Origin of the sequence: Streptomyces sp. CA-251387, from assembly GCF_050936625.1 — a bacterium.
Lineage (GTDB): Bacteria > Actinomycetota > Actinomycetes > Streptomycetales > Streptomycetaceae > Streptomyces.
The window spans coordinates 8,078,918-8,103,054 of sequence record NZ_JBNJMJ010000001.1 but is presented as its reverse complement, the minus strand read 5'-3'; the positions used below and the strand labels follow the sequence as shown (position 1 = coordinate 8,103,054).

21 protein-coding genes and 1 pseudogene are annotated in these 24,137 nt (G+C 70.7%); 6 read left to right on the top strand and 16 right to left on the bottom strand.

All coding sequences use genetic code 11. The features are described 5' to 3' along the window. Window positions 1-13 precede the first annotated feature (13 nt). Window positions 14-835: an ABC transporter ATP-binding protein gene (locus tag ACQEV2_RS35945; protein WP_433051296.1), complete on the top strand. Its 822-nt coding sequence runs from the start codon at window positions 14-16 to the stop codon at window positions 833-835. Here the strand turns inward: ACQEV2_RS35945 and ACQEV2_RS35940 are convergent. The 12 genes from ACQEV2_RS35940 to ACQEV2_RS35885 form a co-directional block, all read right to left on the bottom strand. Beyond that, entirely contained in the window at window positions 807-2,975 is a 2,169-nt protein-coding gene (locus tag ACQEV2_RS35940; protein WP_433055043.1) for a discoidin domain-containing protein, read from the bottom strand. The genes ACQEV2_RS35945 and ACQEV2_RS35940 overlap by 29 nt on opposite strands. Window positions 2,976-3,031: 56 nt before the next feature. Continuing rightward, window positions 3,032-4,618: a glycoside hydrolase family 13 protein gene (locus tag ACQEV2_RS35935; protein ID WP_433051293.1), complete on the bottom strand. Its 1,587-nt coding sequence runs from the start codon at window positions 4,616-4,618 to the stop codon at window positions 3,032-3,034. 30 nt (window positions 4,619-4,648) lie between these two features. Further along, a complete protein-coding gene (locus tag ACQEV2_RS35930; RefSeq protein ID WP_433051290.1) occupies window positions 4,649-5,509 on the bottom strand; it encodes a carbohydrate ABC transporter permease in 861 nt (286 codons plus the stop codon). Beyond that, the gene (locus ACQEV2_RS35925; RefSeq protein WP_433051287.1) at window positions 5,506-6,462 is read right to left on the bottom strand and encodes a carbohydrate ABC transporter permease; all 957 of its coding nucleotides are present in this window, start codon (window positions 6,460-6,462) and stop codon (window positions 5,506-5,508) included. The genes ACQEV2_RS35930 and ACQEV2_RS35925 overlap by 4 nt, the downstream gene beginning before the upstream one ends. Window positions 6,463-6,468: 6 nt before the next feature. Next, window positions 6,469-7,809 (bottom strand): ABC transporter substrate-binding protein, encoded by a 1,341-nt coding sequence (locus ACQEV2_RS35920; RefSeq protein WP_433051284.1) that lies wholly within the window; start codon window positions 7,807-7,809, stop codon window positions 6,469-6,471. A 133-nt stretch (window positions 7,810-7,942) separates the two neighbouring features. Continuing rightward, window positions 7,943-8,941, bottom strand: coding sequence for a LacI family DNA-binding transcriptional regulator (locus ACQEV2_RS35915; protein ID WP_433051281.1), 999 nt, complete (start codon window positions 8,939-8,941; stop codon window positions 7,943-7,945). A 138-nt stretch (window positions 8,942-9,079) separates the two neighbouring features. Then, window positions 9,080-10,081, bottom strand: a complete 1,002-nt coding sequence (locus ACQEV2_RS35910; RefSeq protein ID WP_433051278.1) for a proline racemase family protein — start codon at window positions 10,079-10,081, stop codon at window positions 9,080-9,082. A 34-nt stretch (window positions 10,082-10,115) separates the two neighbouring features. After that, entirely contained in the window at window positions 10,116-11,012 is an 897-nt protein-coding gene (locus tag ACQEV2_RS35905; protein WP_433051275.1) for a dihydrodipicolinate synthase family protein, read from the bottom strand. A 77-nt stretch (window positions 11,013-11,089) separates the two neighbouring features. Next, a complete protein-coding gene (locus tag ACQEV2_RS35900; protein WP_433051272.1) occupies window positions 11,090-12,523 on the bottom strand; it encodes an FAD-dependent oxidoreductase in 1,434 nt (477 codons plus the stop codon). After that, window positions 12,516-12,818 (bottom strand): (2Fe-2S)-binding protein, encoded by a 303-nt coding sequence (locus ACQEV2_RS35895; protein ID WP_433051269.1) that lies wholly within the window; start codon window positions 12,816-12,818, stop codon window positions 12,516-12,518. Before ACQEV2_RS35895 ends, ACQEV2_RS35900 begins: the two co-directional genes overlap by 8 nt. Further along, the gene (locus ACQEV2_RS35890) at window positions 12,815-13,966 is read right to left on the bottom strand and encodes an NAD(P)/FAD-dependent oxidoreductase (protein ID WP_433051266.1); all 1,152 of its coding nucleotides are present in this window, start codon (window positions 13,964-13,966) and stop codon (window positions 12,815-12,817) included. Before ACQEV2_RS35890 ends, ACQEV2_RS35895 begins: the two co-directional genes overlap by 4 nt. A gap of 137 nt (window positions 13,967-14,103) precedes the next feature. Then, window positions 14,104-14,766: a hypothetical protein gene (locus ACQEV2_RS35885; RefSeq protein ID WP_433051263.1), complete on the bottom strand. Its 663-nt coding sequence runs from the start codon at window positions 14,764-14,766 to the stop codon at window positions 14,104-14,106. Window positions 14,767-14,987: 221 nt separating this feature from the next. Here ACQEV2_RS35885 and ACQEV2_RS35880 point away from each other — a divergent pair, with 221 nt between their 5' ends. Continuing rightward, a complete protein-coding gene (locus ACQEV2_RS35880; RefSeq protein WP_433051260.1) occupies window positions 14,988-15,638 on the top strand; it encodes a helix-turn-helix domain-containing protein in 651 nt (216 codons plus the stop codon). A 38-nt stretch (window positions 15,639-15,676) separates the two neighbouring features. Further along, the gene (locus ACQEV2_RS35875) at window positions 15,677-16,201 is read left to right on the top strand and encodes a toxin-antitoxin system, toxin component (RefSeq protein ID WP_433055040.1); all 525 of its coding nucleotides are present in this window, start codon (window positions 15,677-15,679) and stop codon (window positions 16,199-16,201) included. Window positions 16,202-16,262: 61 nt separating this feature from the next. Here ACQEV2_RS35875 and ACQEV2_RS35870 read toward each other — a convergent pair whose 3' ends face one another. Continuing rightward, on the bottom strand, window positions 16,263-17,306 hold the full coding sequence (locus ACQEV2_RS35870; RefSeq protein ID WP_433051257.1) for an alpha/beta fold hydrolase: 1,044 nt from the start codon (window positions 17,304-17,306) through the stop codon (window positions 16,263-16,265). A 232-nt stretch (window positions 17,307-17,538) separates the two neighbouring features. On the opposite strand from ACQEV2_RS35870, the gene ACQEV2_RS35865 reads away from it, so the two are divergent. Continuing rightward, complete coding sequence (locus ACQEV2_RS35865; protein ID WP_433051254.1) at window positions 17,539-17,772, top strand: hypothetical protein; 234 nt, start codon at window positions 17,539-17,541, stop codon at window positions 17,770-17,772. A gap of 18 nt (window positions 17,773-17,790) precedes the next feature. Here ACQEV2_RS35865 and ACQEV2_RS35860 read toward each other — a convergent pair whose 3' ends face one another. Both ACQEV2_RS35860 and ACQEV2_RS35855 read right to left on the bottom strand, forming a co-directional pair. After that, window positions 17,791-18,471, bottom strand: a complete 681-nt coding sequence (locus ACQEV2_RS35860; RefSeq protein WP_433051251.1) for a 4'-phosphopantetheinyl transferase family protein — start codon at window positions 18,469-18,471, stop codon at window positions 17,791-17,793. Then, a pseudogene (locus ACQEV2_RS35855) lies at window positions 18,468-19,336 on the bottom strand (metallophosphoesterase family protein). The gene ACQEV2_RS35860 and the pseudogene ACQEV2_RS35855 overlap by 4 nt, the downstream one beginning before the upstream one ends. Window positions 19,337-19,646: 310 nt before the next feature. Between ACQEV2_RS35855 and ACQEV2_RS35850 the strand changes: the two are divergent. After that, window positions 19,647-20,771 carry an ATP-grasp domain-containing protein gene (locus ACQEV2_RS35850; protein ID WP_433051248.1) on the top strand — a complete coding sequence of 375 codons (1,125 nt, stop codon included), beginning with the start codon at window positions 19,647-19,649 and terminating at the stop codon, window positions 20,769-20,771. 176 nt (window positions 20,772-20,947) lie between these two features. Continuing rightward, window positions 20,948-22,633, top strand: coding sequence for a carbohydrate binding domain-containing protein (locus ACQEV2_RS35845; protein WP_433051245.1), 1,686 nt, complete (start codon window positions 20,948-20,950; stop codon window positions 22,631-22,633). A 252-nt stretch (window positions 22,634-22,885) separates the two neighbouring features. On the opposite strand, the gene ACQEV2_RS35840 is transcribed toward ACQEV2_RS35845, so the two are convergent. Then, complete coding sequence (locus ACQEV2_RS35840; RefSeq protein ID WP_433051242.1) at window positions 22,886-24,136, bottom strand: alpha-L-fucosidase; 1,251 nt, start codon at window positions 24,134-24,136, stop codon at window positions 22,886-22,888. Between the last annotated feature and the right edge of the window lies 1 nt (window position 24,137).

Sequence of the window (24,137 nt, the reverse complement as noted above, 5' to 3'; positions counted from 1 at the left end):
GAAGGGGCGGTCCATGCTCGACGTACGCGGCCTGAAGAAGGTCTACGAGGGTTCCGGGCGGCGCGTGGAGGCGGTGCGCGACCTCACCTTCACCGTCGACGCGGGCGAACTGGTCTGTCTCGTCGGCCCGTCGGGCTGCGGCAAGACGACGCTGCTGAAGTGCATGGGAGGGCTGCTCACGCCGACGGGCGGGGAGGTGCTGCTGGAGGGGCGGAGGGTGAACGGCCCGCCGCCCGGGATGGCGTTCGTCTTCCAGGAGTACGGGCGCAGTCTGTTCCCCTGGATGCGGGTCGGCGAGAACGTCGAACTACCGCTCAAACAGAAGGACTTGAGCAAGGCGCGGCGTCGGGAGCTGGTGCGGGACGCGCTGGAGTCGGTGGGCCTGGCGGATGCCTCCGGGGCGTATCCGTGGCAGCTGTCCGGCGGCATGCAGCAGCGGGTGGCCATCGCCCGGGCGCTGGCCTACGAGCCCCGTGTGCTGCTGATGGACGAGCCGTTCGCGGCGGTGGACGCACAGACGCGGGCCGATCTGGAGGACCTGGTCCGGGGGCTGTGGCGGGAGCGCGGCATCACGATCCTGTTCGTCACCCATGACATCGACGAGGCCGTCTACCTGGGCGAGCGGGTGATCGTGCTGTCCGCGTCGCCGACTGTCGTCCGGGAGCAGCTGAAGGTCGATCTGCCGGCCGAGCGCGACCAGTTGCACACCCGGGTGGATCCGCGCTTCGCCGAGCTGCGTACCCATGTGTACGAGCAGATCCAGGCGGCGAAGCGCGGAATCCCTCAGGACGCGGGCGGGAACACCGTCAAGACAGATACGCCTCCACCTCGCTGAACTGGGCTGCGGGCCACCCCGTGTTGCCGGTGACGTGCAGCCTCAGGTGGCGCAGGCTCGTGCCGCTCGGCAGCGAGACGGTGACCGTGTTGCCGGTCGCCGGGTCGAAGCGGTAGTCGCGCGCCGGGACCACGGTCGAGTACGCCGAGCCGTCCGTGCTGCCCTGGACCGAGAGCGTCTGGGTGCGGGCCTGCCAGGCCGACAGCGGCGGCAGCTTCAGCACCAGCCGGCGGACTGCCTCTGTGGAGCCGAGGTCGACGGTCCAGGACTGCGGGAAGGCGTTGTTGGTGGACTCCCAGTAGCTGCCCGCGTCGCCGTCGACCGCCTTGCCCGGCGTGTAGACGTCCTGCGATCCGCTAGCCGTGGCCGGGCGGCCCTTGGCCAGGTTGCGGCCGGGATCCGGGTCCGGGTTGCCCTGGCCGGGCTGGGGCCAGGTGGAGCAGTCCTGCCAGGTGCTGCTCCAGCCGGAGTTGCCGCCGCCGTCGGTGAGGGTGAAGGTGCCTGAGCCGTTGGGATAGGGGCAGTTGTAGATCCCCGCGGCGCCGACGCCGGTCGCCGTGACGTTGCGGAAGGTGGCGGCGCCCTGGGTCTCGGCCTGGACGACGACCGTGCCGGTGCCCCGCACGGTGGCGCCCTCGACGGTGATGTTCTTCGCCGCGAATCCGCGTCCGCTGCCGGAGACGAACTCGAAGGCGCTGTAGGGGCTGTCCGTGATCGTGGTGTTGGTGATGCGGACGTTCGCCTCGATGGCGCTGTCGTAGGAGTCGACCCGCAGGGCGCCCATCGGGTGGTTCCAGTTGGGGTTCATCGCGCCGGTGCGCACGAGGGTGTTGCCGTCGACCGTGATCGTGCCGGCCAGCGGATGGAAGGGGTCCAGGAACTTCTGGTTGGAGATCGCGATGCCGCTGCCCAGGGCGTTGGTGTCGGAGATCAGGTTGTCCTTGACCGTGATGTCGGTGCCGCCGTAGATCGCGATGCCGTTGGCGAGGTTCGGCTGTGTGATCGTGTTGTTCTCGAAGCTGCTGTTGGTGTCGGGTGCGTACAGCGACCACATGGCGAGCGCGTCGTCGCCCTGGTTGCGCAGGAAGTTGTGGCGGACGCGGACGCCGCGCGCGTTGCCGTTGAGGTTGAGTCCGTCGGCGGTCATGTCGAGGAAGCGGTTGTTCTCGACGACGAGGTTGTCGTTGTTGCCCATCAGCCAGAGGCCGACCTTCAGGTGCTGCAGCCACATGCCGGAGACGGAACTGTTCGGTCCCAGCGAGCCGTTGACGAAGTTGTCGGGGCTGGAGTCGACCCGCTCGGTCACCTCGCCGATCACCGCGAAGTCCTTGATGCGGACGTTCCCGGAGGAGCTCGACTGGTCGATGAAGCGGGAGGTGCGCACGACGGAGTGCCAGTGCCCGGCCCCCTGGAGGGTCACGTTCCGCACGCCGTTCAGGGACGAGGTCAGCCGGTACTCCCCCGGCGGAATCCACACCACGCCGCCCTGCGCGGCGGCGATGGCGTCCCGGAAGGCCTGCGTGGAGTCGCCCTGGCCGCTCGGGTCGGCGCCCTTGGAGGTGACGGAGACCGATCCGGCGGGCTGGGTCGCGGGCCCGGAGGCCTGCTCGAAGTCGGCGACGTCGACGGTGGTCTGGACTCCGGTCGCCTGGACGGCCACCTTGTCGCCCGCTTGCAGGTTCTGTCCGAGCAACAGGCGGGCGTTGTCGTAGAAGTGGTGTGTCTTGGCGCCGGGGATCCAGCCGGTGTCGACGTAGGAGTACTTGGAGGTGACCGTGAGGGTCTTGGCGATCCGCTGTCCGTTGACGTACACGTCGAGCGTGCCGGACTGGCCGTCGGGGACGCTGTAGGCGACGTTCACGGCGTTGGCCGCGCGCGGGACCGTGAACTCGACGCGCTGGCCGGCCGCGAGGCGTACGGCCTGGCGTCCGGAGGCCTCCGAGGCGAGGGTCCCCTGCGTGTGGTCGGGGCCGATCCTGGTGCCGGTCGTGGTGGCGGACTCTGCCTCGACCGAGGTGAAGGGGAGGGTGGCGCCGGCGGCCGCGTGGGCGGTCGGGGCCGTCGCGGTGAGCAGGCCGGCGGCGAGGGCCACGGCGACCACGGGTGGCATGACCCTGACATATCTGCGCGTGTACTGCATGTACTGCATGTGCTGATCCCTTCGTGGTGGGGGTACGGGGATAGCGGGCCGCGGTCTCAGGCGCGGAGCCAGACCGCGGTGTCCTTCGGCAGTCGGCCCTCGTCGTCCAAGGGACCGCTGGCGAGGAGGAGTTCCGTGCGGGCGGGCAGGTCGGCGGGGGCGTCCGCCAGGTTCACCATGCAGGTCACTCCCGGCGCGCGGGTGAAGGCGAGGACGCCGTCGGGCGCGGGCAGCCACGTGAGCGGGCCGTGGCCGAACGCCGGCCGGAGCGCGATCGCCCGACGGTAGAGGGAGAGCATGGAATGGGGGTCCGCGGCCTGACGGTCGACTGCATACGATGTCCAGTCGACCGGCTGCGGAAGCCAAGGCGGCGTATCCCGTGCGCCGAATCCCGCGTACGGCGCCCCGGCCACCCACGGCAACGGCACCCGGCACCCGTCCCGCCCCGGGTCGGTCCCCCCGGAGCGCGCGTGCATCGGATCCTGGATGCGGTCGACGGGAATGTCGGCCTCGGGCAGACCGAGCTCCTCGCCCTGGTAGACGTAGACGGCTCCGGGCAGCGCCAGCGACAACAGCGCGGCCGCCCTGGCCCGGCGGGTGCCGAGGGCGGGGTCGGTCGGGGTGCCGAAGACCTTGGTGGCGAAGTCGAAGCCGGTGTCGGCACGGCCGTAGCGGGTGACCGTACGCGTCACGTCGTGGTTGCCCAGCACCCAGGTCGCGGGGGCGCCGACCGGGGCGTGCTCGGCGAGGGTCTCGTCGACGGCCGTGCGCAGCCGCCCGGCGTCCCAGGGGCAGGTCATGAACGAGAAGTTGAAGGCCGTGTGGAGTTCGTCGGGGCGCAGGTAGCGGGCGAAGCGTTCGGTGTCGGGGAGCCAGACCTCGCCGACGAAGATGCCGTCGTACTCGTCGGCGACAGCGCGCCAGGAGCGGTAGATGTCGTGGAGTTCGTCACGGTCGACGTAAGGGTGCGGGTTCCGGCCCTCGGCGAGGTCCGGCAGGCGCGGATCCTTGACCAGGAGCGCGGCGGAGTCGATGCGGACTCCGGCGACGCCGCGCTCGAACCAGAAGCGCAGGATGTCCTCGTGCTCCTGGCGGACCGCCGGGTGGGACCAGTCGAGGTCGGGCTGTTCGGGGGCGAAGAGGTGGAGGTACCAGTCGCCGTCCGGTACCCGCGTCCAGGCGGGGCCGCCGAACTGGGACTGCCAGTCGTTGGGAGGGAGTTCGCCGTGCGGGCCGCGTCCCGGGCGGAAGTGGAACAGGGCGCGCTCCGGGCCGCCGGCGAGGGCGGCGCGGAACCACGGGTGCCGGTCGGAGACGTGGTTGGGCACGATGTCGACGAGGGTGCGGATGCCGAGCTCACCCGCTTCGGCGATGAGCTTCTCCGCCTCGGCGAGGGTGCCGAAGGCCGGGTCGATCGCGCGGTAGTCGGCGACGTCGTAGCCGCCGTCCTTCATGGGTGACACGTACCAGGGCGTGAACCACAGGGCGTCCACGCCGAGTTCGGCGAGATACGGCAGCCGGGCGCGAACGCCCCCGAGGTCGCCGGTGCCGTCGCCGTCGCCGTCCGCGAAGCTGCGCACGTAGACCTGGTAGATGACGGCGGAGCGCCACCAGTCCGGCTGGGCATGGGTGGGCTGTCCCACTGAGCTTCCCCTCTCTTGGAACGGTTTACGTCAGCCCTTCGTGCTGCCCGCGCTGATCCCGGCGATGATCTGCCGCTGGAAGAGCAGGAACATCGCGACCATGGGGATGCTGGCGATCACCATCGCGGCGATGAGCACGGTCAGCGGGATGTTCTGCGACAGCTGGACGAGTGCCACGCTGATGGGCTGTTTCCCGGTGTCGGAGAAGACCATCAGCGGCCACAGGAAGTCCTGCCACACGGCGACGAGAGCGAAGATCGAGACCACTCCCAGGACCGGCCGTGACATCGGCAGCACGATCGACCACAGCGTGCGCAGCTTCCCCGAGCCGTCGATCTCGGCGGCCTCCAGCACGTCTGTCGGGATCTGGTCGAAGAACCGCTTGAGCAGGTACAGGTTGAAGGCGTTCGCGACGGCCGGCAGCCAGATGGCCACGGGGTCGTTGAGCAGGCCCAGGTCCGCCACCGTCAGGTATTTCGGTACGACCAGCGCCTGGGCCGGGACCATCAGGGTGGCGAGGATGCCGCCGAGGATCACCTTGCCGAAGGCGGGCCGCAGCCTGGACAGCGCGTAGGCGGCGGCCGTGCAGAACACCAGCTGGAACAGCCAGGCGCCGGCGGCCTGGACGACCGTGTTCCACAGGTGCGTGGGCAACTGCATCAGGTCCCAGGCGTCGGTGTAGCCGCTGAGGTGCCACCGCTCCGGTACGAGGGTGGGCGGGGTCCGCGCCACCTCGTCCGGTGACTTCATCGCGCCCGTCGCCATCCAGTAGACGGGGAAGAGGAAGGCGAGCGCGAACAGCAGGACGGTGCCGGTGAAGACCGACCAGTAGACGGCCCTGCCGCGCGGACGGGACAGGGTCGCCGGGGAGACGAGGGTCCGGGTGGTCATGCGTCCTCCCCCGAGGTGCGCGTCAGACGCAGGTATACGGCGGAGAAGGCGCCGAGGAGCGCGAGGAGCAGGACGCTGAGGGCGCAGGCGCCGCCGAAGTCGTTGTAGAGGAAGGCGTACTTGTAGATCAGGTAGAGGACGGTCACCGTGGCGTTCTCCGGGCCGCCGCCCGTGATCACGAAGGGCTCGGTGAAGACCTGCATGGTGGCGATGATCTGAAGGAGCATCAGCATCAGGATCACGAAGCGGGTCTGCGGGATCGTGACGTGGCGGACGCGTTGCAGCAGGTTCGCTCCGTCGAGTTCGGCCGCCTCGTACAGCTCCCCCGGGACGGCCTGGAGCGCGGCCAGGTAGATGAGCACGGTGCCGCCCATGTTGGCCCAGGTGGCGACGATGACGAGGGAGACGAGCGCGGTGTCGGCGCCGTTGGACCAGTTCGAGGTGGGCAGGTGCAGGAATCGCAGCGCCTCGTTGGCGAGGCCCGTGCCGGGGTCGTAGAACCACTTCCACAGCAGGGCACTGACCACCGGCGGGATCATCACCGGCAGATAGACCACGACGCGGAAGAACGCCTTGGCGTGTCTCAGCTCGTTGAGGACCAGCGCGAGTACGAAGGGGATCGCGAAGCCGATGAGCAGGGCGAGCAGGGTGAAGGTGAGGGTGTTGCGCCAGGCCGCCGCGAACTCCGGGTCGGCGAGCACGCGGGTGAAGTTGGCGGTGCCGACCCACTCGGGCTCGCTGCCGGGCGTGTACTTCTGGAAGGCGATCACGACCGCGCGGATCGCCGGGTACCAGGAGAAGAGGGCGAAGCAGATCAGGCCGCCGAGGAGGAAGCCGTAGGCGCGGGCCTGGTCGGCGAGGCGGCGCCGCCTGGCGTCCCCTGCCGGGGGCGGCGCCTGCACGGGACGGACCGTGACCTTGGCGACGTTCCGCCGCTGAGCCGTCCTGGTCATCGTCCGTCAGCCCCGGGCCAGAATGCCGTCGATCTTGGTGGACGCGTCCTTCAGGAGCCGGTCGATGTCGGCGTCCTCCTTGGTGAGAACGGCGGAGACGACGCCGTCGAGGACGGAGTAGATCTGCTGGGCGTGCGGTGGCTCGATCTTCATGTCAAGGTTCTGGTTGCCGTCGAGGAAGGCCTGGTAGTTCTCCACGGGCACATTGGCGTTGGCCTTCTTGACCTCCTGGTCCTTGGCGTCGGCGGCCCCGGTGAACAGCCGCGGCTCGGGCAGGCCGACCGGTGCGTCCGCCTTCTTGGCGCGGGCGTAGTCGCCGAGGAAGCCGTCGCCAGGGGTGAGGAACATGTGGTCCAGCCACTTCAGTCCGGCGCGGATCCGGGCGGGGCTCGCCTTCTTGTTGACCATGTAGCCGTCGCCGCCGATGAGCGTGCCCTTGCCGCCGGGCATGGGGGCCAGCGCGAGGTCCTTGTAGTCGCCGCCCTTCTCCTTGACCAGGATCGGGATGTTGTCGGGCGCGGCGAGATACATGCCGAGCTTGCCGGAACCCATCATCTGCTGGACGTCGTTGATGACGAGGAGCTGCTTGCTGCCCATCGAGTCGTCCGTCCAGCGCATGTCGTGCAGGTTCTGCAGCACGGCGCGGCCCTCGGGCGTGTCGACGGTCGCCTTCCTGCCGTCGGCCGAGACGACGTCGCCGCCCTGGGAGTACACCTCGGCGGTGAAGTGCCAACCTCCCTGGTTCTGGGCGCTGTAGTCGGCGTAGCCGACGATTCCGTCGCCGAGGCCGGCGATCTTCTTGGCGGCGGCGCGCAGCTCCTCCCAGGTCGCCGGGGGCTTGTCGGGGTCGAGGCCGGCCGCGGTGAAGAGCTTCCGGTTGTAGATCAGGCCCATCGAGTAGCCCGTGCGCGGGATGCCGTAGATCTTGCCGTCGACGGTGTAGATGTCCCGCAGCTGCTGCTGGATGGTGTCGTAGCTCTTCAACTCCTTGACGTACGGCGTGAGATCGGCGGCCTGGTCGATGTCGACGACGTGCCGTGCGTCGGTGAAGTACGTGTAGAAGACGTCCTCCATCTGCCCGCCGGCGAGCTTGGCGTCGAACGTCTTCGGGTCCTGGCAGGGGAACGCGTCGTGGGCCACGACGTCGATGTCCGGGTTCTGCTTCTCGAAGACGGCGACTTCCTGCTCGAAGAACCGACGGTCGACCTTGGCGCTCTGGGGCGGCATGCAGTTGACCGTGATGCGGGTCTTGCCGCTCGCCGAGTCCCCGCCGGATCCGCAGGCGGTGAGGGCGAGGGAGCAGACGCTGAGCGCGACGAAGGCATGGCGGAACCCGGTGCTTCTCATGGCTGGACCCCTCTGGGCAGGAGCGGTGGGCGCCGCACACTCAAGCACCGGCGACATCGGCGCGCAAGATGTCGCGTGAGATTTGGAATTTTTGGACTACAGATCGGATGTCGGGGGCAGACGCCTGCGGCGCTCAGCGGCGGGGCGCCTGTGCCGTCGACCCGCGCACCACCAGCTCCGGCTCGAAGAGCAACTCCTCCGCGGGTACGGCAGTGCCCGCGATCTGCGCGTTCAGCAGCTCCACGGCCGCCCTGCCCATGGCTTCGATGGGCTGACGGACGGTGGTGAGCGGAGGCTCTGTGCAGTTCATGAACGCCGAGTCGTCATACCCCACCACGGAGATCTCCGACGGGACGTCAAGTCCCTTGCGGCGAGCGGCCCTGATCGCCCCGAGCGCGAGTGGGTCGCTGGCGCAGATGATGCCGGTCACCCCTCGGTCGATCAGCCGGGAGGCCGCCGCATGCCCGCCCTCGATCGAGAAGATGGCCCGCGCGACGCGCTCCTCGGGCAGCTCCCCGGCGATACCCCGGGCCGCGGCCAGCTTGCGCGCCGACGGCACGTGGTCGCCCGGGCCGAGCACGAGCCCGATGCGTTCGTGGCCCAGCGAGGCCAGGTGCCGCCATGCCTGCTCCACGGCCACGGCGTCGTCGCAGGACACGCCGGGGAAGCCAAGGTGCTCGATGGCCGCGTTGACCAGGACCACGGGGATGTTGCGGTCGGCGAGTTCCTTGTAGTGGTCGTGGGGGGCGTCGGCCTGGGCGTACAGCCCGCCGGCGAAGACGACGCCGGAGACCTGCTGTTGCAGCAGCAGCGTGACGTAGTCGGCTTCGGAGACCCCGCCCTTGGTCTGCGTGCAGAGCACCGGCGTCAGCCCGAGCTGGGCGAGCGCTCCGCCGATCACCTCGGCGAACGCGGGGAAGATCGGGTTCTGCAGCTCCGGCAGCACGAGGCCGACGAGGCGGGCGCGTTCGCCGCGCAGCTGGGTGGGCCGCTCGTAGCCGAGGACGTCCAGGGCGGACAGCACCGCCTGCCGGGTGGCCTCGGAGACGCCGGGCTTGTCGTTGAGCACCCGGCTGACCGTGGCCTCGCTGACCCCGACCTTCTTCGCCACCTCAGCAAGTCGTCGCGTCATGCGCGCAAGAATAGCGCAACAAATGCAAGCCGTTTGCGTAATGTCACGCGTTATGCGCCTCAATATCGTCGACGTTCAGGGCACCGGTCCTCGACGTTCGGTGCACCGGTCGACCGTCGGTGCACCGATCCCCGACGTTCAGAGCACGAACCCGGCCGGGAACGGGTCGGACGGGTCGAGCAGGTACTGCGCGGTGCCGGTGATCCAGGCGCGGCCGGTGAAGCTGGGCAGGACGGCCGGGCGGCCCGCGACCTCGGTGGTGCCGAGGAGGCGTCCGGTGAACCGGGTGCCGATGAAGGACTCGTTGACGAACTCGATGTGCAGGGGCAGTTCGCCACGGGCGTGCAGCTGTGCCATCCGCGCGCTGGTGCCCGTGCCGCAGGGTGAGCGGTCGAACCAGCCGGGGTGGATCGCCATGGCGTGCCGGGAGTGCCGGGCGGTGGCGCCGGGGGCGATCAGGTGGACGTGGTGGCAGCCGTGGATGGACGGGTCTTCGGGGTGGACGGGTTCCTCCTCCGCGTTGATCGCCGCCATGAGGGAGAGGCCGGCCTTGAGGATGTCGTCCTTGCGGGTGCGGTCGAAGGGCAGCCCGAACTGGTCCAGCGGGAGGATCGCGTAGAAGTTGCCGCCGTACGCCATGTCGTAGGTCACGGTGCGTCCGTCGGCCAGGGTGATCTTGCGGTCGAGGGCGACGGAGAAGGACGGCACGTTCTGCAGGGTGACCGCCTTCGCGGCGCCGTCCTCCACGGCCACCTCGGCGACCACGAGCCCCGCCGGGGTGTCGAGCCGGATGGTGGTGACCGGCTCGACGACCTCGACCATGCCGGTCTCGACGAGCACGGTCGCCACGCCGATGGTGCCGTGCCCGCACATCGGCAGATAGCCGGAGACCTCGATGTAGATCACGCCCCAGTCGCAGTCGGGGCGGGTGGGCGGCTGGAGGACGGCGCCGCTCATCGCCGAGTGGCCGCGCGGCTCGTTCATCAGGAGCTGCTTGATGTGGTCGCGGTGTTCGCGGAAGTACAGGCGCCGCTCGTTCATGGTCGCGCCGGGGATCGTGCCGATGCCGCCGGTGATCACGCGGGTGGGCATGCCCTCGGTGTGCGAGTCGACGGCGTGCAGGACGAGTGTGCTGCGCACGGTCAGGTCTCCTTTGCGGTGAGCGCGAGTGCGGTTATGCGAGCCCTGCGGCGACGGCCTTCTCGGTGGCGGCGCGGATCGTGGCCTCCTGCTCCGGCAGCAGGGGCACCCGCGGTGGACGGCAGCGTCCCCCGTGGCGGCCCACGATGTCCATGGAGAGCTTGATCGCCTGCACGAACTCGACCTTGGAGTCCCAGCGCAGCAGCGGGTGCAGCTGCTCGTAGAGCTTCCTGGCGGTGCCCAGGTCGCCGCCCACGGCCGCCCGGTACAGCTCCACGCTCGACTTGGGCAGCGCGTTCGGGTAACCGGCCACCCAGCCCTTCGCCCCGGCGATCGCCAGCTCCAGCAGGACGTCGTCGGCGCCGATCAACAGGTCCAGTCCGGGGGCGAGTTCGGCGAGCTGGTAGGCGCGGCGGACGTCGCCGGAGAACTCCTTGACCGCGTGGATGTACCCCTCGCCGTGCAGCTTCGCGAGGAGTTCGGGGACGAGGTCGACCTTGGTGTCGACGGGATTGTTGTACGCCACGACCGGGACGCCCGCTTTCGCGACCTCCTCGTAGTGGGCGAGGACGGAGCGCTCGTCGGCGCGGTACGCGTTCGGCGGCAGCAGCATCACGGACGTACAGCCCGCGTCCCGGGCCTGTTCGGCCCACCGCCGGGACTCGGCCGAGCCGTAGGCGGCCACGCCGGGCATCACCCGCGACCCGCCGATCGCGGCGACGGCCGTCTCCACGACCTTCGCGCGCTCCTCCGGGATGAGGACCTGGTACTCCCCGAGAGAGCCGTTCGGCACGACGCCGTCACAGCCGTTCTCGACGAGCCAGGCGCAGTGCTCGGCGTACTTGGCGTAGTCGACGCGGAGGTCGTCGTCGAGCGGGAGCGCGGTGGCGACGAGGACGCCACGCCAGGGACGGTTCTCGGTGGTGGTCATCTGAGTTCCCTCTCAGCGGCGTGTGACATTTTATTGACGGACGACGAGGGACGCCGACGGGCGACGGCGGTCGGCGGCTACGGCACTCGGGCGTCGTCGTCCTCACTCTCCCCGGCCCGCGCCAGCACCCCGAGCGGCACCGGCCGGGCGAAGGGCCGACGTGCCGGGGTGAGCTCGCACCCGGCGAGCCCCGCAACCGCCGGCCCGCACATCCGGCCCTGGCACCAGCCCATCCCGGCCCGGGTCAGCAGCTTCACGGTCCGCAGGTCTCCGGCGCCCAGCTCCGCGACCGCCGCACGGATCGCACCGCCGGTGACCTCCTCGCAGCGGCAGACGACGGTGTCGTCGGTGACCTGCTCGGGCCAGTGGGCCGGCGGGGCGTACACGGAGTCGAGTGCGGCGAAGAAGGCGCGCAGCCGTGTCCGGGTCCTGGCGGCGGCCGCCCACTGTGCCGGGTCGGGCCGGGCGCCGTGCAGGCGGGCGGCGGCCGATCGCCCGGCGATGTGCCCCTCGGCGAGCGAGAGGGCCGCGCCCCCGATGCCGGTGGTCTCCCCCGCGGCCCACACGCCGGGTACATCGGTGCGCTGCTCTTCGTCGACGTGCACGGCGAGTCCGTCGAGGCGGCAGCCGAGGGTTTCGGCGAGGTCGGTGTGCGGCAGCATGCCGTGGCCGACGGCGAGGGTCTCGCAGGGGATGCGGCGCCCGGTGCCGGGCCTGACTCTCCCGTCGGCGTCGAGCGCGGCGACGGTCACGGCCTCCAGCCGCTCGGTGCCGTGTGCCTCGACGACGGTGTGCCGGGCGAGGAGCCTGACCCGGTGCCGCAGCAACCGGGCCCCGTATCCGGCGCCTTCGGCGATCTTGCCGGGCTGGGCCGCCAGCGCACGGGTGCGCCGTGCGAACGCCTTCGGATCCGCGGCCTCGACGAGCGCGGCCACCTCGACCCCGGCCGCGGCGAGCCCGGTCGCCACGGGGAGCAGCAGCGGGCCGGTGCCGGCGACGACCGCGGTGCGCCCGGACAGCGCGAGGTTGCCCTTGAGCATGGCCTGGGCGCCGCCGACCGTGACGACGCCGGGGAGGGTCCAGCCGGGGAAGGGCAGCGCCTTCTCGTATCCGCCGGTGGCGAGGAGCACGGCGTCGGCCCGCACCTCGGCCGGGTCCTGCTGTTCGGGGCCGAGCAGGGTGTGCACGGTGAAGCCGCCGTCAGGCCGGTGCTCGACGAGCCAGACGTGGTGGTCGGTCAAGTGCCGTACCCGACCGGCCTGAACGTGGGTGTCCAGCCCGTTCCTCAGTCGCTCCCACGTCCGCCACGCATGGTGCAGGGCCTGCGGTCTGCGGGCACGCAGTCCGGTGGCCGGCTGCCGGTAGAACTGGCCGCCCGCCTCCGTGGCCGAGTCCAGCAAGGTGACCCGGACGCCGTGGGCAGCGGCGGCGAGGGTCGCGGCCAGTCCGGCGGGGCCCGCCCCGATCACGACGAGATGCGGCGTCCTTCGTTCGAGGTCGCGGTCAGTCATCGTGCCCCGTCCCCTCCTGCGTCCGGATCGCGTCCCCCGGTCGCAACGGCACCAGGCAGGCCCGCTGGTTCGGGCGGTCGTTGACGGTGATCAGGCAGTCGAAGCAGACGCCGATACCGCAGAAGACGCCGCGCGGGCGGGCCTCGCCCCGGCTGGTCCGCCAGGAGGTGACTCCGGCGGTCCAGAGCGCGGCGGCGACCGTCTGACCGGGCAGGGCCTCGATCTCGCGGCCGTCCAGGGTGACCGTGAAGGCCGGGCCCGGGTGGGCGTCGGCCAGGTCCAGAGGGGTTCTCACGCGGCCTCCTCGGCGAAGCGGTCGGGGCGGAACGGCGTCAGGTCCAGGTCGGGGGTCTTGGCGGTCAGCGCCTGGGCGATCAAGTGGCCGGTGCCGGTGGCGAGTCCGATGCCGGCGCCCTCGTGGCCGCAGGCGTGGTGCAGGCCGGGCACGCGCGGGTCGGGGCCGATGGCGGGCAGGTGGTCGGGCATGAACGGGCGGAAGCCCAGGTAGGCGCGCATCGCGTGGACCTCCGCCAGGAACGGGAACAGCCGGGTGGCGCCCGCCGCCAGCGCCCGTACGACGGGCAGCGAGAAGGTCCGGTCGAAGCCGACGCGCTCGCGGCTCGCGCCGATCAGGACGGGGCCCGCCGCCGTGCCCTCGACGACCGGTGAGGTCTGCAGCGCGGCCGAGTCGCTGGCGACGTCGGCCACGTAGTCGGCGGCGTACACCTTGTGGCGGACCTTGCGCGGGAGGGGCTCGGTGACCAGGACGAAGCCTCGCCGCGGGAGGACGGGGAGGTCGACACCCGCGAGTGCGGCGAGTTCGCCGCCCCAGGTGCCGGCCGCGTTGACGACCGCGGGGGCGTGGATGTCGCCGTGGTCCGTGCGGACCCCGCGTACCGAACCGTCCGGCGCGCGCAGGACGTCCGTCACCGTGCGGCCGGTGAACAGGCGGGCGCCCGAGGCGCGGATCAGGTGGGCGGCGGCCAGGGCGGGCATGACCTGGCAGTCCTGGGGGTAGTGGACGCCGCCCGGCAGTCCGGGTGCCAGGTGGGGTTCGAGGTCGTACAGGCGGTCCGGCGCCACCGGCTCCGCCACGACCGCGGCGGCGCGCTGCCCCTCGGCGAACCGCTCCAGTGCCGTGAGTCCGCCCGGCGACGACGCCACGACGACGCCGCCCTTCGCCTCGTACTCGACGGCCGCCCCGAACTCCCGCGCCAGCTCGGCCCACAAGCGCCCGGACAGCAGCGCGAGGTCGAGCTCCGGGCCCGGTTCCTTGTCGGAGACGAGGAGATTGCCCTCACCGGCGCCGGTCGTGCCGCCGGCCACCGGGCCCCGGTCGACGAGGATCACGTCGAGGCCGGCCCGGGCCGCGTACAGCGCACAGGCCGCGCCCACCATCCCCGCACCGACGACAACGACGTCGCAGGTCAGTCGCTCACTCACGTCAGTACTATGTCACACACCACTATCGGGCGGAATGGTGCGGCGACAGCGGCACGCCGCAGTACGCGTCTGATCCCGTACGACCACACGGCACTGACGGGGCGCCGTCGGCGACCTGAACGCCGACGGTGCCCCGTTCAGTCCTCGGTGGCGGGCACCACGCGCAGGTGGGCCGCGCCGCGCCGCACCCCGCGCGCCCTGGCCCGGTCACGCCGCACCTCACGCAGCACCAGCGTCAGCCGGGTGTACCCCATCTCCTGAAGGGTCCTCGGCGTCTCGTCGACGACCCGGCACTCGGTCGCGCCCCATCGCGGGTCCGGGTGCAGCAGCGGGCGTACGGCGCCGTCCTGCGCGACGGCCCGCTCGCCGACCGCGCGGATCCAGTGCGGCAGCCCCTGCCGGTAGGCGGCCTCCATGATCGGGTCCTGGGCGATCTCCCGGCGGATGGCCTGCAGCCCGTGGTCATGACCGTGCCGTTCCACCGCCGCCGCGAACTGCGCCAGCATCGGCAGGCACCAGCTGGACTCGTGCTCGCCGAGGACCGAGCCGGCGTCCGGATGGAAGAGCACGAATCTGAGGAAGTTGTCGTCGGGCATGGCCGTCGGATGCGAGCCCACACCACGGAAAAGTGACGCGAAAGCGGCGTTGGTCAGAACGACGTCCCAGCGGTGATCGAGGATCACGGAAGGGAAGGGCACGGCCTCCAGGAGAGTGGCGTAGTCCCGGAGATACGCCTGGGCCTCGCAGCTGTCGGGGACGGGCCGCGGTACGAACCGCTGCCCACCTGCCTGATATGCCATCGGGAGGTCACCCCTCTTGCCTATGCGGCCTTCACGCGGCGTCTTGATCCTGCTGCCCGGTCCGGACCATGTCAACTATCGTGGCATTCCATGCCTGTTGACGGCTGAAATTGGCCACAGTTGTGGCGAGACCTGGATGTGAGTTCGAACCAACGGGTAATCTCCCCCAAGTTCACGGCAACCGCTTGTGAGAAGCCTGTGAGAGACGTAGGAGATCGTCGGTGACGGTTGGCTTCGAGGGTCCGGGCGCCACCCCGACGGCTGCGCTGCCGGCCGTCGTCGCTCGTGTCACCGCGCTCGCCGACCGGCTCGGCGTGCCGCACGCGGAGGTCTTCGACACCGGCCGCCTGTCCGTGGCCTCCGGCGTCCCGGAGCCCGTGGTCAAGGCCCTGCTGAGCGGCCGCCCCGCGGGCGAGCCCGACGTCCAGGCCCGGTTCCTGCAGCGCCTGGACCTCCTGCGCCGCACCCGCCTCAAGCCCAACGGCCGCAGATACACCCAGCAGGAGATCGCCGACGGCGCCGGTATGTCCCGCCAGCAGGCAGGCGCCCTCATCAACGGCGACCGGCGCCCCACCATGGAGCACTGCGACGCCATCCAGCGCTTCTTCCGCGTGCACGCCGGATTCCTCACGGCCGAGGACCCCGAGGCGCTCGCGGGTGCCCTCCAGCGCACCGAGCAGGACCTGCTGCAGAAGCTCGCCGAGCGGGAGGCGGCCCAGGCCGCCGAGGATCCGCTGGAGAGACTCCTGCAGGACCACGGCGTACGCGGAATCGCCTGGCGGGCCGCACAACTACCCACCGACCAGCACCGCGACAAGGTCGCGGAGTGGCTGGACATGCTCCTGGAGAGCGTCAAGCGGCCCGAGTCGTGATGCGGGAGAACGGGAGACCTGTGGGCATCGGTAGGGAAATGCGCCGCCTGTGCGGCGAGTTGGTCGCGGAGCTGACGCTCCCCGCACCCGCGGCGCCGGAGAAGCTGTACGGCGCCCTGTGCGACGCGATGAGCAGACGCCGCGGCCGCCCCGTCCACTTCCGCACGGCCGCCTTCCCGGCCGGCACGGCCAGCGGCCTCTGGCTCGACATGGCCGACCAGGACCTGGTCGTGATCGAGGAACGCACCGCCCCCGACCACCAGTTGGTGATCCTCGGCCACGAACTGTGGCACATGAAGGCCGGCCACTGCAGCCACAGCATCGAGGGCGCCACGGTGGCGGCCCGCCTCCTGAACGACGACGCCGACCTGCACTCGACGGTCCTGAAGGTGGCCGCCCGCAGCCACTTCGACCAGGCCGAGGAAAAGGAGGCCGAGACCTTCGGTCTGTTGCTGGCCAGCAAATGCCGAGCATGGCTGGCGGTGTCGTCGGTGCGGGGCCAACGGGACCACCTGGCAGGCCGGATCGAGGCGTCACTGGGCTACCTGGGCCCTCAAGCCTGAGCGGTGTGTGCGATGGGGGTGGGCAGGCCGGCCTGCCGGCCCTGGCTGCGGAGGTACCCGGTCAAGTAGCGCTGCGTTCGCTGGCCTCCCGCAAATCCCGCTCCACCGCGCGGCTCCGGGCCGTGTCCGGCTGCCCCGCCGCTGTCCCGGGCCGTCCCGCCCGCAACAGCTCACGCCACGTCTCCCGGCTCCAGTCCGCCGGTGCCGTGCTGCTCGTGAACTCCTCGACCAACGCGACAAACCTATCGGGATCCGTGTGGAACGGAAAATGCCCGGCGCCCTCGAAGATCTCCAGCCGGCTCCCCGGCATGGCCTCATGCGCCCCATACGCGTGCCGCACCGGAACCACACTGTCCCGGTCCCCCCACAGCAGCATGGTCGGCATGCCCTCGGTCAGATAGCAGCGGTCCAGCATGGTCACCACCTGTCCACGCCAGTCGACGACCGCCCGCAGGGTACGGATGAAGGCGTTGCGCGAGGTCTCGTCGGGCAGCGCGTCGACCAGGGTGAGCAACTCCGGCGCGTCCTGGCCGAGATCCGTGTCCAACAGCCTCATCAGCCGGACCGCCAGCCCCACTTGAAGCCGCATCCCCGGCACCCGCAGTGCCGACAGCATCAGATGGGCACCGGGCAGGGAGACCAGCCGCAGCACCGGATTGACCTCGCGGCCCACCCCGCCCGCGCTGACCAGGACGAGCCGCTCCGTGCGCTCGGGGAACTGGTAGGCGAACTGCATCGCCACTCCCCCGCCCAGTGAGTGCCCGACCAGCGTCGCCGACTCGATACCAAGGGTGGTGAGCAGATCGCGCACGCCGTTCGCGTACGCGGCCACCGAGTAGTCGGCGCGCGGCTTGTCCGAGGCGCCGTGGCCGAGCAGGTCGGGGGCGATCACGGTGTGGGTGCGGGCGAGGTCGGGTATGAGCCGGGCCCAGGTGTCGGAGGAGTCCCCGATGCCGTGGATCAGCACCAAGGCCGGGCCCTCGCCGGCCATCCGGAAGGCGCGCCGGTAGCCGTGCACGACGCGGTACTGCAATTCGAGTTCGCCGTCGCCCACCGGACGCAGCCGTATGGCGCGCGCCGGGGGCGGTCCCGGGACGTCGACCACGCACTCGCTCCCGTTCTTGTGCCCGTTCACCGGCCGCGACCACACGGCCGAAAGCCCTTCCCTCCAGCGTAGGACGGCTTTCTCACAAGGGATTTCGGTGAGGTTTCACCTCCGCTAAGCGGGCGAACCCGCACGTGGCCGAGCCCGATTGTCAGTGGTGGACGGCAAGCTGGTGGTGCGCCCTGGTATGCGGGGCGTGACGCGACGACGCCGACTTGGGGAGAGCCGACCGATGCCCACCGCCGTACTGACCGACCGTGAGCGCACCGCCGTCCAGGCCTATCTGCGGCTGTTGCACACCGTACGAGCCGCGTTCGACGGTCCCCCTGGCTCCCGCCGACCACCGGTCGTCCCGCCGGCCGTGCTGGCCGAGGCGGAACAGGCGCTGGCGGACGCGGGGCTGAGCGGAAACGAGGAGGAGTTCTTCCGGCTGCTGCAGAGCTGGTGTCCGGGAGAGGTGGTGTAGGGGGCTGCGGCGGGTGGCTCAGGTGTGCGGCACGCTCACCGCTGTCGCCACCAGCCCCCGCCGGACCGTCCACCGGCCCTCGAAGAGGTCGACCCGGCGGTCGCCCACCCGCGGGCCGGGGACGAGGAGCCGGGCGCGCAGGCCACCGCTGTACTGCTCACCGGGGTCGGCGAAGACGTCGATGTCGGCCTCGGTGAAGTCCAGCCACTGCCCGGTGAGGGGGAACCACGCCTTGTAGACGGATTCCTTGGCGCTGAACAGGAGCCGGTCCCAGTGGATGCCGGGGTGGTCGCCGGCCAGCCGGCGCAGCCGTTCCGCCTCGGCGGGCAGGGCGACGGCCGGGAGGACGCCCTCCGGAAGCGTCTGGTGGGGTTCGGCGTCGATACCGAGGGAGGCCAGGTCGGTGGCGCGGACCAGTGCGGCGGCGCCGTAGCCGTCGCAGTGGGTCATGCTGCCGGCGAGGCCGGCCGGCCAGGCGGGGGCGCCGCGCTCGCCGGGCAGGATCGGCTGGGGTGGCACGCCGAGCTTCTCCATGGCGCGGCGGGCGCAGGCGCGTACGACGGCGAACTCCCGGCGGCGCTTGGCGACCGCCTGGAGCACAATCGCCTCCTCCTCGGGGTACAGGACGGTGTTCGGAGGCTCTTCGTCGCCGTACGCCTCGACGGTGACCACCGTGTCCGGCAGCAGTTCCTCGATCAACGGGCCCCGTCCTCCCTGGACACACCGGGCAGAATCCGGCGCAGTCGTCCCGGCGGGTCCGGTCGCTTGCGCCACTCGCGGGGGTAGCCCACCGACACCTCCTCGAAGCGGACGCCCTCGTGCCAGGTGGTCCGCGGGATGTGGAGGTGGCCGTAGACCATGGTGTCGACGCGGAACCTGCGGTGCCAGTCCGCGGTCAGGCGGGTGCCGCACCACATGGCGAACTCGGGGTACCACAGGACGTCGGTGGGGTGCCGGTCCAGCGGGTAGTGGTTGACGAGGACGGTGGGCAGGTCCTCGGGCAGCGCGGCGAGCCGGCGCTCGGTCTCGGCGACCCGGGCCTCGCACCAGGCCTCGCGGGACGGGTACGGGTCGGGGTGCAGCAGGTACTCGTCGTTGCACACGATGCCGGTCCCGTGCGCGTACTTCAGCCCCTCGTCCTTGGTCGTGCAGCCGGAGGGCAGGAAGGAGTAGTCGTACAGCAGGAACAGCGGGGCCACGGCCACCGGGCCGCCGGGACCGTCCCAGACGGGGTACGGGTCCTCGGGGTGGTCACGCCGAGTTCCCGGCACACGTCGACCAGGTGGTGGTAGCGGGCGACGCCGCGCAGGGTGACGGTGTCCTTCGGGTGGGTCCACAGTTCGTGGTTGCCCGGCGTCCAGACGACCTTGCGGAAGCGGCCGGCGAGGGTCTCGAGGGCCCAGCGGATGTCGGCCACGGTCTCGGCCACATCACCGGCGACGAGCAGCCAGTCGTCGTCCGAGTCGGGGCGCATCTTCTCGACGAGGGCGCGGTTCTCCTCGTAGCCGATGTGCAGGTCGCTGATGGCCAGCAGCTGTCCGGCACCGCCGACCGTCGACGTCACCCCTCGCCCCTTTCGATCATCCGGATGGAACCACGAGAACACATGGTGCGTTCACGGTACAAGGCGGGATCACGTCGTCGTCCCGGCAGGCGGTGTGACGCCGGGTGTGCGGGGCGGCCGGGACGGTCAGGAATGATCCGCAAATCCGTAACACGTACGTTGCACGCCGCACCCCTTGAAAGCCGTATGATCGCCCCAACACCACCGCTATGAACGCCCCTCGCACGGGGCGCTTTGGTGTCCCTCCATCCACCCTGCCCGGGTACGGGCCTGCTTCGCCCTGCCCGCGAACCCGAAAGGACGGCCCTGCATGGTCTCTCGCGTACGCGTCTGGCTCAACCGCACGTACGCGGAGAACGTGTTCTTCATGGATCAGCTGCGGAGAAATCCCAGCGATCGGGCGGTCGAGATCCATGCGACGCACGGGGATGCCGACTCGCCCGTGCTGGCCGCCGCCGACACCGCCGATCTGGAGCCGGAGGGCCTGTCCCCGGCCGCGTATGTCGAGTACGCGCTCGACCAGTGCCAGCGCCGTGGCATCGACGTGTTCGTGCCCCGGCTGCACCAGTCGGCGATCGTGGCGCATCGCGCGGACTTCGAGGCCGTCGGTACGGCGCTGCTGGCGCCGCCGCCTGAGGCCGTGGCGGTCTTCCAGGACAAGGTGATCGCGTACGAGGCCGTACAGGCGATCGGGGTGCCGGTGCCGCCGTGGTGGCGGGTGCGCACCGCCGACGAACTCGTGGCCGCCGTCGAGGAGTTGGAGGCGGGCGGACACAAGGCCTGCTTCAAGCCGGCGTCCGGTGCGGGAGGAGTGGGCTTCCGGGTGATCACGCGCTCCCCCTTCTCACTGGTGCACCTCAACGGGTTCCCGACGCCGTACGTCCAGCTGGACCTCGTGGTGGACGCGTTGCGGCGGGCCGACGAGCCGGTGGACTGGCTGGTCATGCCGCGGCTGGAGCAGCCGGAGGTGTCGGTGGACTGCCTCACGGGTCCCGACAACCGGGTGCGGCTGGCGATCGGGCGCAGCAAGAACGGGCGGCGGCGTGGGTTCACGCTGCAGGAGCAGTGGCTGGAGCCGGCGCGGCGGATCGCCGAGGGGTTCGGGCTGCACTATCTGTCCAACATCCAGTTCCGGATGTTCGGGGAGACGCCGGTGCTGATGGATGTCAACACGCGGCCCGCCGGAGGGTTGCATCAGCTGTCGCTGTGTGGGGTCAACGTGCCTTGGCTGGCTGTGCAGTTGGCGCTCGGGGAGGACCCGGGAGAGGTGGCGCCGCCGTTCCTCGGGCAGGACTACACGGTGGTGTCGGGGCCGCGGCCGCTGCGGCCGGTGTCCATTCCGCAGCAACGCGCCGAAGAGACGGGGGCGTTGCTGCCTGCCTTGCCGGCGCCGGTCGAGTCCGTTGAGGTCTCGGCTCAGGTACTGCCGCTTTAGGTTGTCTGCCGGGTGCGGGTTGCGTGTGGCTTGTCGCGCAGTTCCCCGCGCCCCTAGGGCGTTGACCAATCCCGGCGTCCGGTCTTGACACCGGGATTGGTCCATACCAACTTGGTTGCGCACCGTTCTGCATGTCTCTGCACTCCCGAACACCCCACAGCCTTCAGGGAGATCGCGTGCGCAACTCACTGTTCAGACGTTCCAGACGGCGTCTACTCGCCCTGCTCGGCTCCGCCGCCCTCGCGCTCGCCGGAGCCGTCGCGCTTCCCGGTACGGCCCACGCGGCCAACATCCTCTCCAACGCAGGCTTCGAATCCGGCGCCCTCTCCCCCTGGTCCTGCGCCGGCAACCTCGGCTCGGTCGTCTCCTCCCCCGTGCACGGTGGGTCCAAGGCCCTCGCGGGGGCGGTGAGTTCGAGTGACAACGCCAAGTGCAGCCAGACCGTCTCCGTCCGGCCGAACACGACGTACTCGCTCAGCGGCTGGGTGCGCGGCTCCTACGTGTACCTCGGCGTGGACGGCGGCGCCTCGACGTGGACGTCGTCCCCGTCGGCGTACAGTCAGCTGTCCCTGTCGTTCACGACCGGCGCCTCGCAGACCAGCGCCACCGTCTACGTCCACGGCTGGTACGCGCAGGGCACCTACTACGCCGACGACATCAGCCTCGACGGGCCCGGTGGCGGCGGCTCGGACAGTCAGGCGCCGAGTGTGCCGGGCAGCCTGCGGTCCACCGGCAAGACGTCGTCGAGCGTGTCGCTCGGGTGGAACGCCTCGACGGACAACGTCGGGGTGACGGCGTACGACATCTACCGGGGTTCGAGCCAGGTGCTCAGTGTCTCCGGTACCAGCGCGACGGTCAGCGGGCTGTCGCCGAGCACGAGTTACACCTTCACGGTCAAAGCGAGGGACGCCGCGGGGAACGTCTCCGCCGCCTCCAACGCCGTGACCGTCACGACGGACGCGGGCGGCGGTGGCGGTACCGGATTCAAGCAGGCCGCGCCCTATCTGTACCTGGGCTGGGGCGACCCGCCCAGCGCGACCTCGGTGATGAGCGCCACCGGCATCAAGTGGTACACGATGGCGTTCATCCTGTCCTCCGGCGGCTGCAACCCGGCCTGGGACGGGCAGCGTCCGCTGACCGGCGGGAACGACCAGTCCGTCATCAACTCCATCCGCTCCGCGGGCGGTGACATCGTGCCGTCCATCGGCGGGTGGAGCGGCAACAAGCTCGGGCCGAACTGCGCGACCGCCGAGGCGCTGGCGGGGGCCTATCAGAAGGTCATCGACGCGTACGGGCTCAAGGCGATCGACGTCGACATCGAGAACACCGACGAGTTCGAGAACGCGACCGTGCAGGACCGGATCCTGAACGCCCTGAAGATCGTCAAGGCGAACAACCCGGGCCTGCGGACCGTTCTCACCTTCGGCACCTCCACGACCGGGCCGACGTACTGGGGCAACCGGCTCATCGAGCAGGCCAAGGCGCTGAACGCCGACATCGACGTGTTCACGATCATGCCGTTCGACTTCGGCGGCGGCGCCGACATGTACGGCAACACGGTGAACGCGACGGAGGGGCTGAAGAACAAGCTGAAGTCCACCTTCGGGTGGGACGACGCCACCGCCTACGCCCACATCGGCATCTCCGGCATGAACGGCCTGTCCGACCAGCAGGAGCTCACCTCGCCCGCGACCTGGACCCAGATCCGCGACTGGGCGAACTCGCACCACATCGCCCGCCTCGCCTTCTGGTCGGTCAACCGCGACCGGCCGTGCCCGGGGGGCGGCGTGACGAGCAACTGCTCCGGGATCAGCCAGAGCAACTGGCAGTTCACGTCCATCACGGCCGGGTTCACCGGCTGAGGCGGCCGGGGCGGCTGGGGCGGCACTTTCTCGGCAACCTTTTCCCGGGAGGGTGTATCAGGGCGCGGACCGCGCGCTCATAGGAGTGAAAGGCAACGGGGGAAGCACAACAACGGGGGACACGGGGGACGCACCACCACGGGGGAGCACCACCCACGGGGGAACGCACCGCACGGGGGAGCACGGGGGCCTCGGATCGGCCGGCGCTGTCACGGGGGCGGCGGCCGGCCGATCCGCAGGGGAGCCGTGGGATCAGAAGCGGCCCGAGCCCCGGTACAGCTCCAGCTCACCGTCCAGTTCGACGGCGAGCACCGTCGCGTGCGGGTCGAGGTCCGCCGCGGTGGGCGGTTCGATCCAGAGCACGCCCGGCGTTTCGTGCAGGCCGCCGGTGATGCGGTGGGCCAGTTCGGTGCCGCTGCCCAGCACCGTGACGCGGCGTACCGAACCGAGCAGTCCGCGTACGTTGATCTCGGCGCGCGGGGCGTCGAAGAGGATCAGGTAGAGGGTGCGGCGGTCCTTGGAGAGGGTGCTGGGGCCGTAGTGGTGACCGGCCGGAAGGCCGCGCACCGTGCCGTACACCGCCTCCGCGTGCCTCGCGATCCAGTCGCCGAGGCCCTCCAGCCGCTCGACCTGCTCCCGCGGGATCGTGCCGTCCTCCCGCGGTCCGACGCTGAGCAGCAGGTTGCCTCCACCGCCGATCGTCTCAGCGAAGTAGCGGATCAGCTGGTCGACCGATTTGTGGTTGTGGTCGTGGTGCTGGTGCCCCCAGGAGTCGTTGATCGTCAGGCACAGCTCCCAGGGGCCCTCGGGCGGGACGACCGGGGCGCCCTGTTCGGGCGTCGCGTAGTCGCCCTCGCTGAGCATGCGGGCGTTGAAGACGACGTCCGGTACCTCGGAGCGGATCAGCGCGGCCAGCTCCGGGATGCGCCACTGCTCCTCGCTGCGGTCCCACTCGCCGTCGAACCACAGCAGGTCCGGCTTGTAGCGTGACGTCAACTCCCGGATCTGGCCGTCCCGGTAGGCGAGGAAGCGTTCCCAGGCCTGAAGGTCCTCGTCCTCCGCCGCGACCTCCGAGTAGCGGTTGTCCTCCAGCTCCGGAGGGCGGCCGGGCTTGCGGGTGGAGGCGTAGTCGGGGTGGCTCCAGTCCGAGTGCGAGTAGTACAGGCCGACCTTGAGGCCCTGCTCCCGCAGGGCGTCGGCGTAGCCGCCGATCAGGTCGCGTCCCACGTTCAGGTCGCCGTACGCGGTGTCCCACAGGGCGACGCCGTCGTGGTGGCGGCTGGTCAGGACGGCGTATCTGGCGCCCGCCCGCGCGAAGAGCTTCGCCCAGTCGCGCGGGTCGTAACGGGAGGCCGTGAAGCGGTCGAACTGGGACATGTACTGGTCGTACGGGACGATGTCGTCGTAGAACGACCAGGACTCCTGCACGCCGTCGACGGCGTAGATGCCCCAGTGGATGAAGATCCCCAACTTGGCGTCGGGGAACCAGGGTTGCATCGGCACG

Bases quoted from the DNA above. Each gene is read 5' to 3' on its own strand.
- ACQEV2_RS35900 (WP_433051272.1), bottom strand. From the start codon at position 12,523: ATGACTGACCGCGACCTCGAACGAAGGACGCCGCATCTCGTCGTGATC.
- ACQEV2_RS35945 (WP_433051296.1), top strand. From the start codon at position 14: ATGCTCGACGTACGCGGCCTGAAGAAGGTCTACGAGGGTTCCGGGCGG.
- ACQEV2_RS35885 (WP_433051263.1), bottom strand. From the start codon at position 14,766: ATGGCATATCAGGCAGGTGGGCAGCGGTTCGTACCGCGGCCCGTCCCC.
- ACQEV2_RS35865 (WP_433051254.1), top strand. From the start codon at position 17,539: ATGCCCACCGCCGTACTGACCGACCGTGAGCGCACCGCCGTCCAGGCC.
- ACQEV2_RS35930 (WP_433051290.1), bottom strand. From the start codon at position 5,509: ATGACCACCCGGACCCTCGTCTCCCCGGCGACCCTGTCCCGTCCGCGC.
- ACQEV2_RS35940 (WP_433055043.1), bottom strand. From the start codon at position 2,975: ATGCAGTACACGCGCAGATATGTCAGGGTCATGCCACCCGTGGTCGCC.
- ACQEV2_RS35850 (WP_433051248.1), top strand. From the start codon at position 19,647: ATGGTCTCTCGCGTACGCGTCTGGCTCAACCGCACGTACGCGGAGAAC.
- ACQEV2_RS35925 (WP_433051287.1), bottom strand. From the start codon at position 6,462: ATGACCAGGACGGCTCAGCGGCGGAACGTCGCCAAGGTCACGGTCCGT.
- ACQEV2_RS35915 (WP_433051281.1), bottom strand. From the start codon at position 8,941: ATGACGCGACGACTTGCTGAGGTGGCGAAGAAGGTCGGGGTCAGCGAG.
- ACQEV2_RS35920 (WP_433051284.1), bottom strand. From the start codon at position 7,809: ATGAGAAGCACCGGGTTCCGCCATGCCTTCGTCGCGCTCAGCGTCTGC.
- ACQEV2_RS35905 (WP_433051275.1), bottom strand. From the start codon at position 11,012: ATGACCACCACCGAGAACCGTCCCTGGCGTGGCGTCCTCGTCGCCACC.
- ACQEV2_RS35875 (WP_433055040.1), top strand. From the start codon at position 15,677: ATGCGCCGCCTGTGCGGCGAGTTGGTCGCGGAGCTGACGCTCCCCGCA.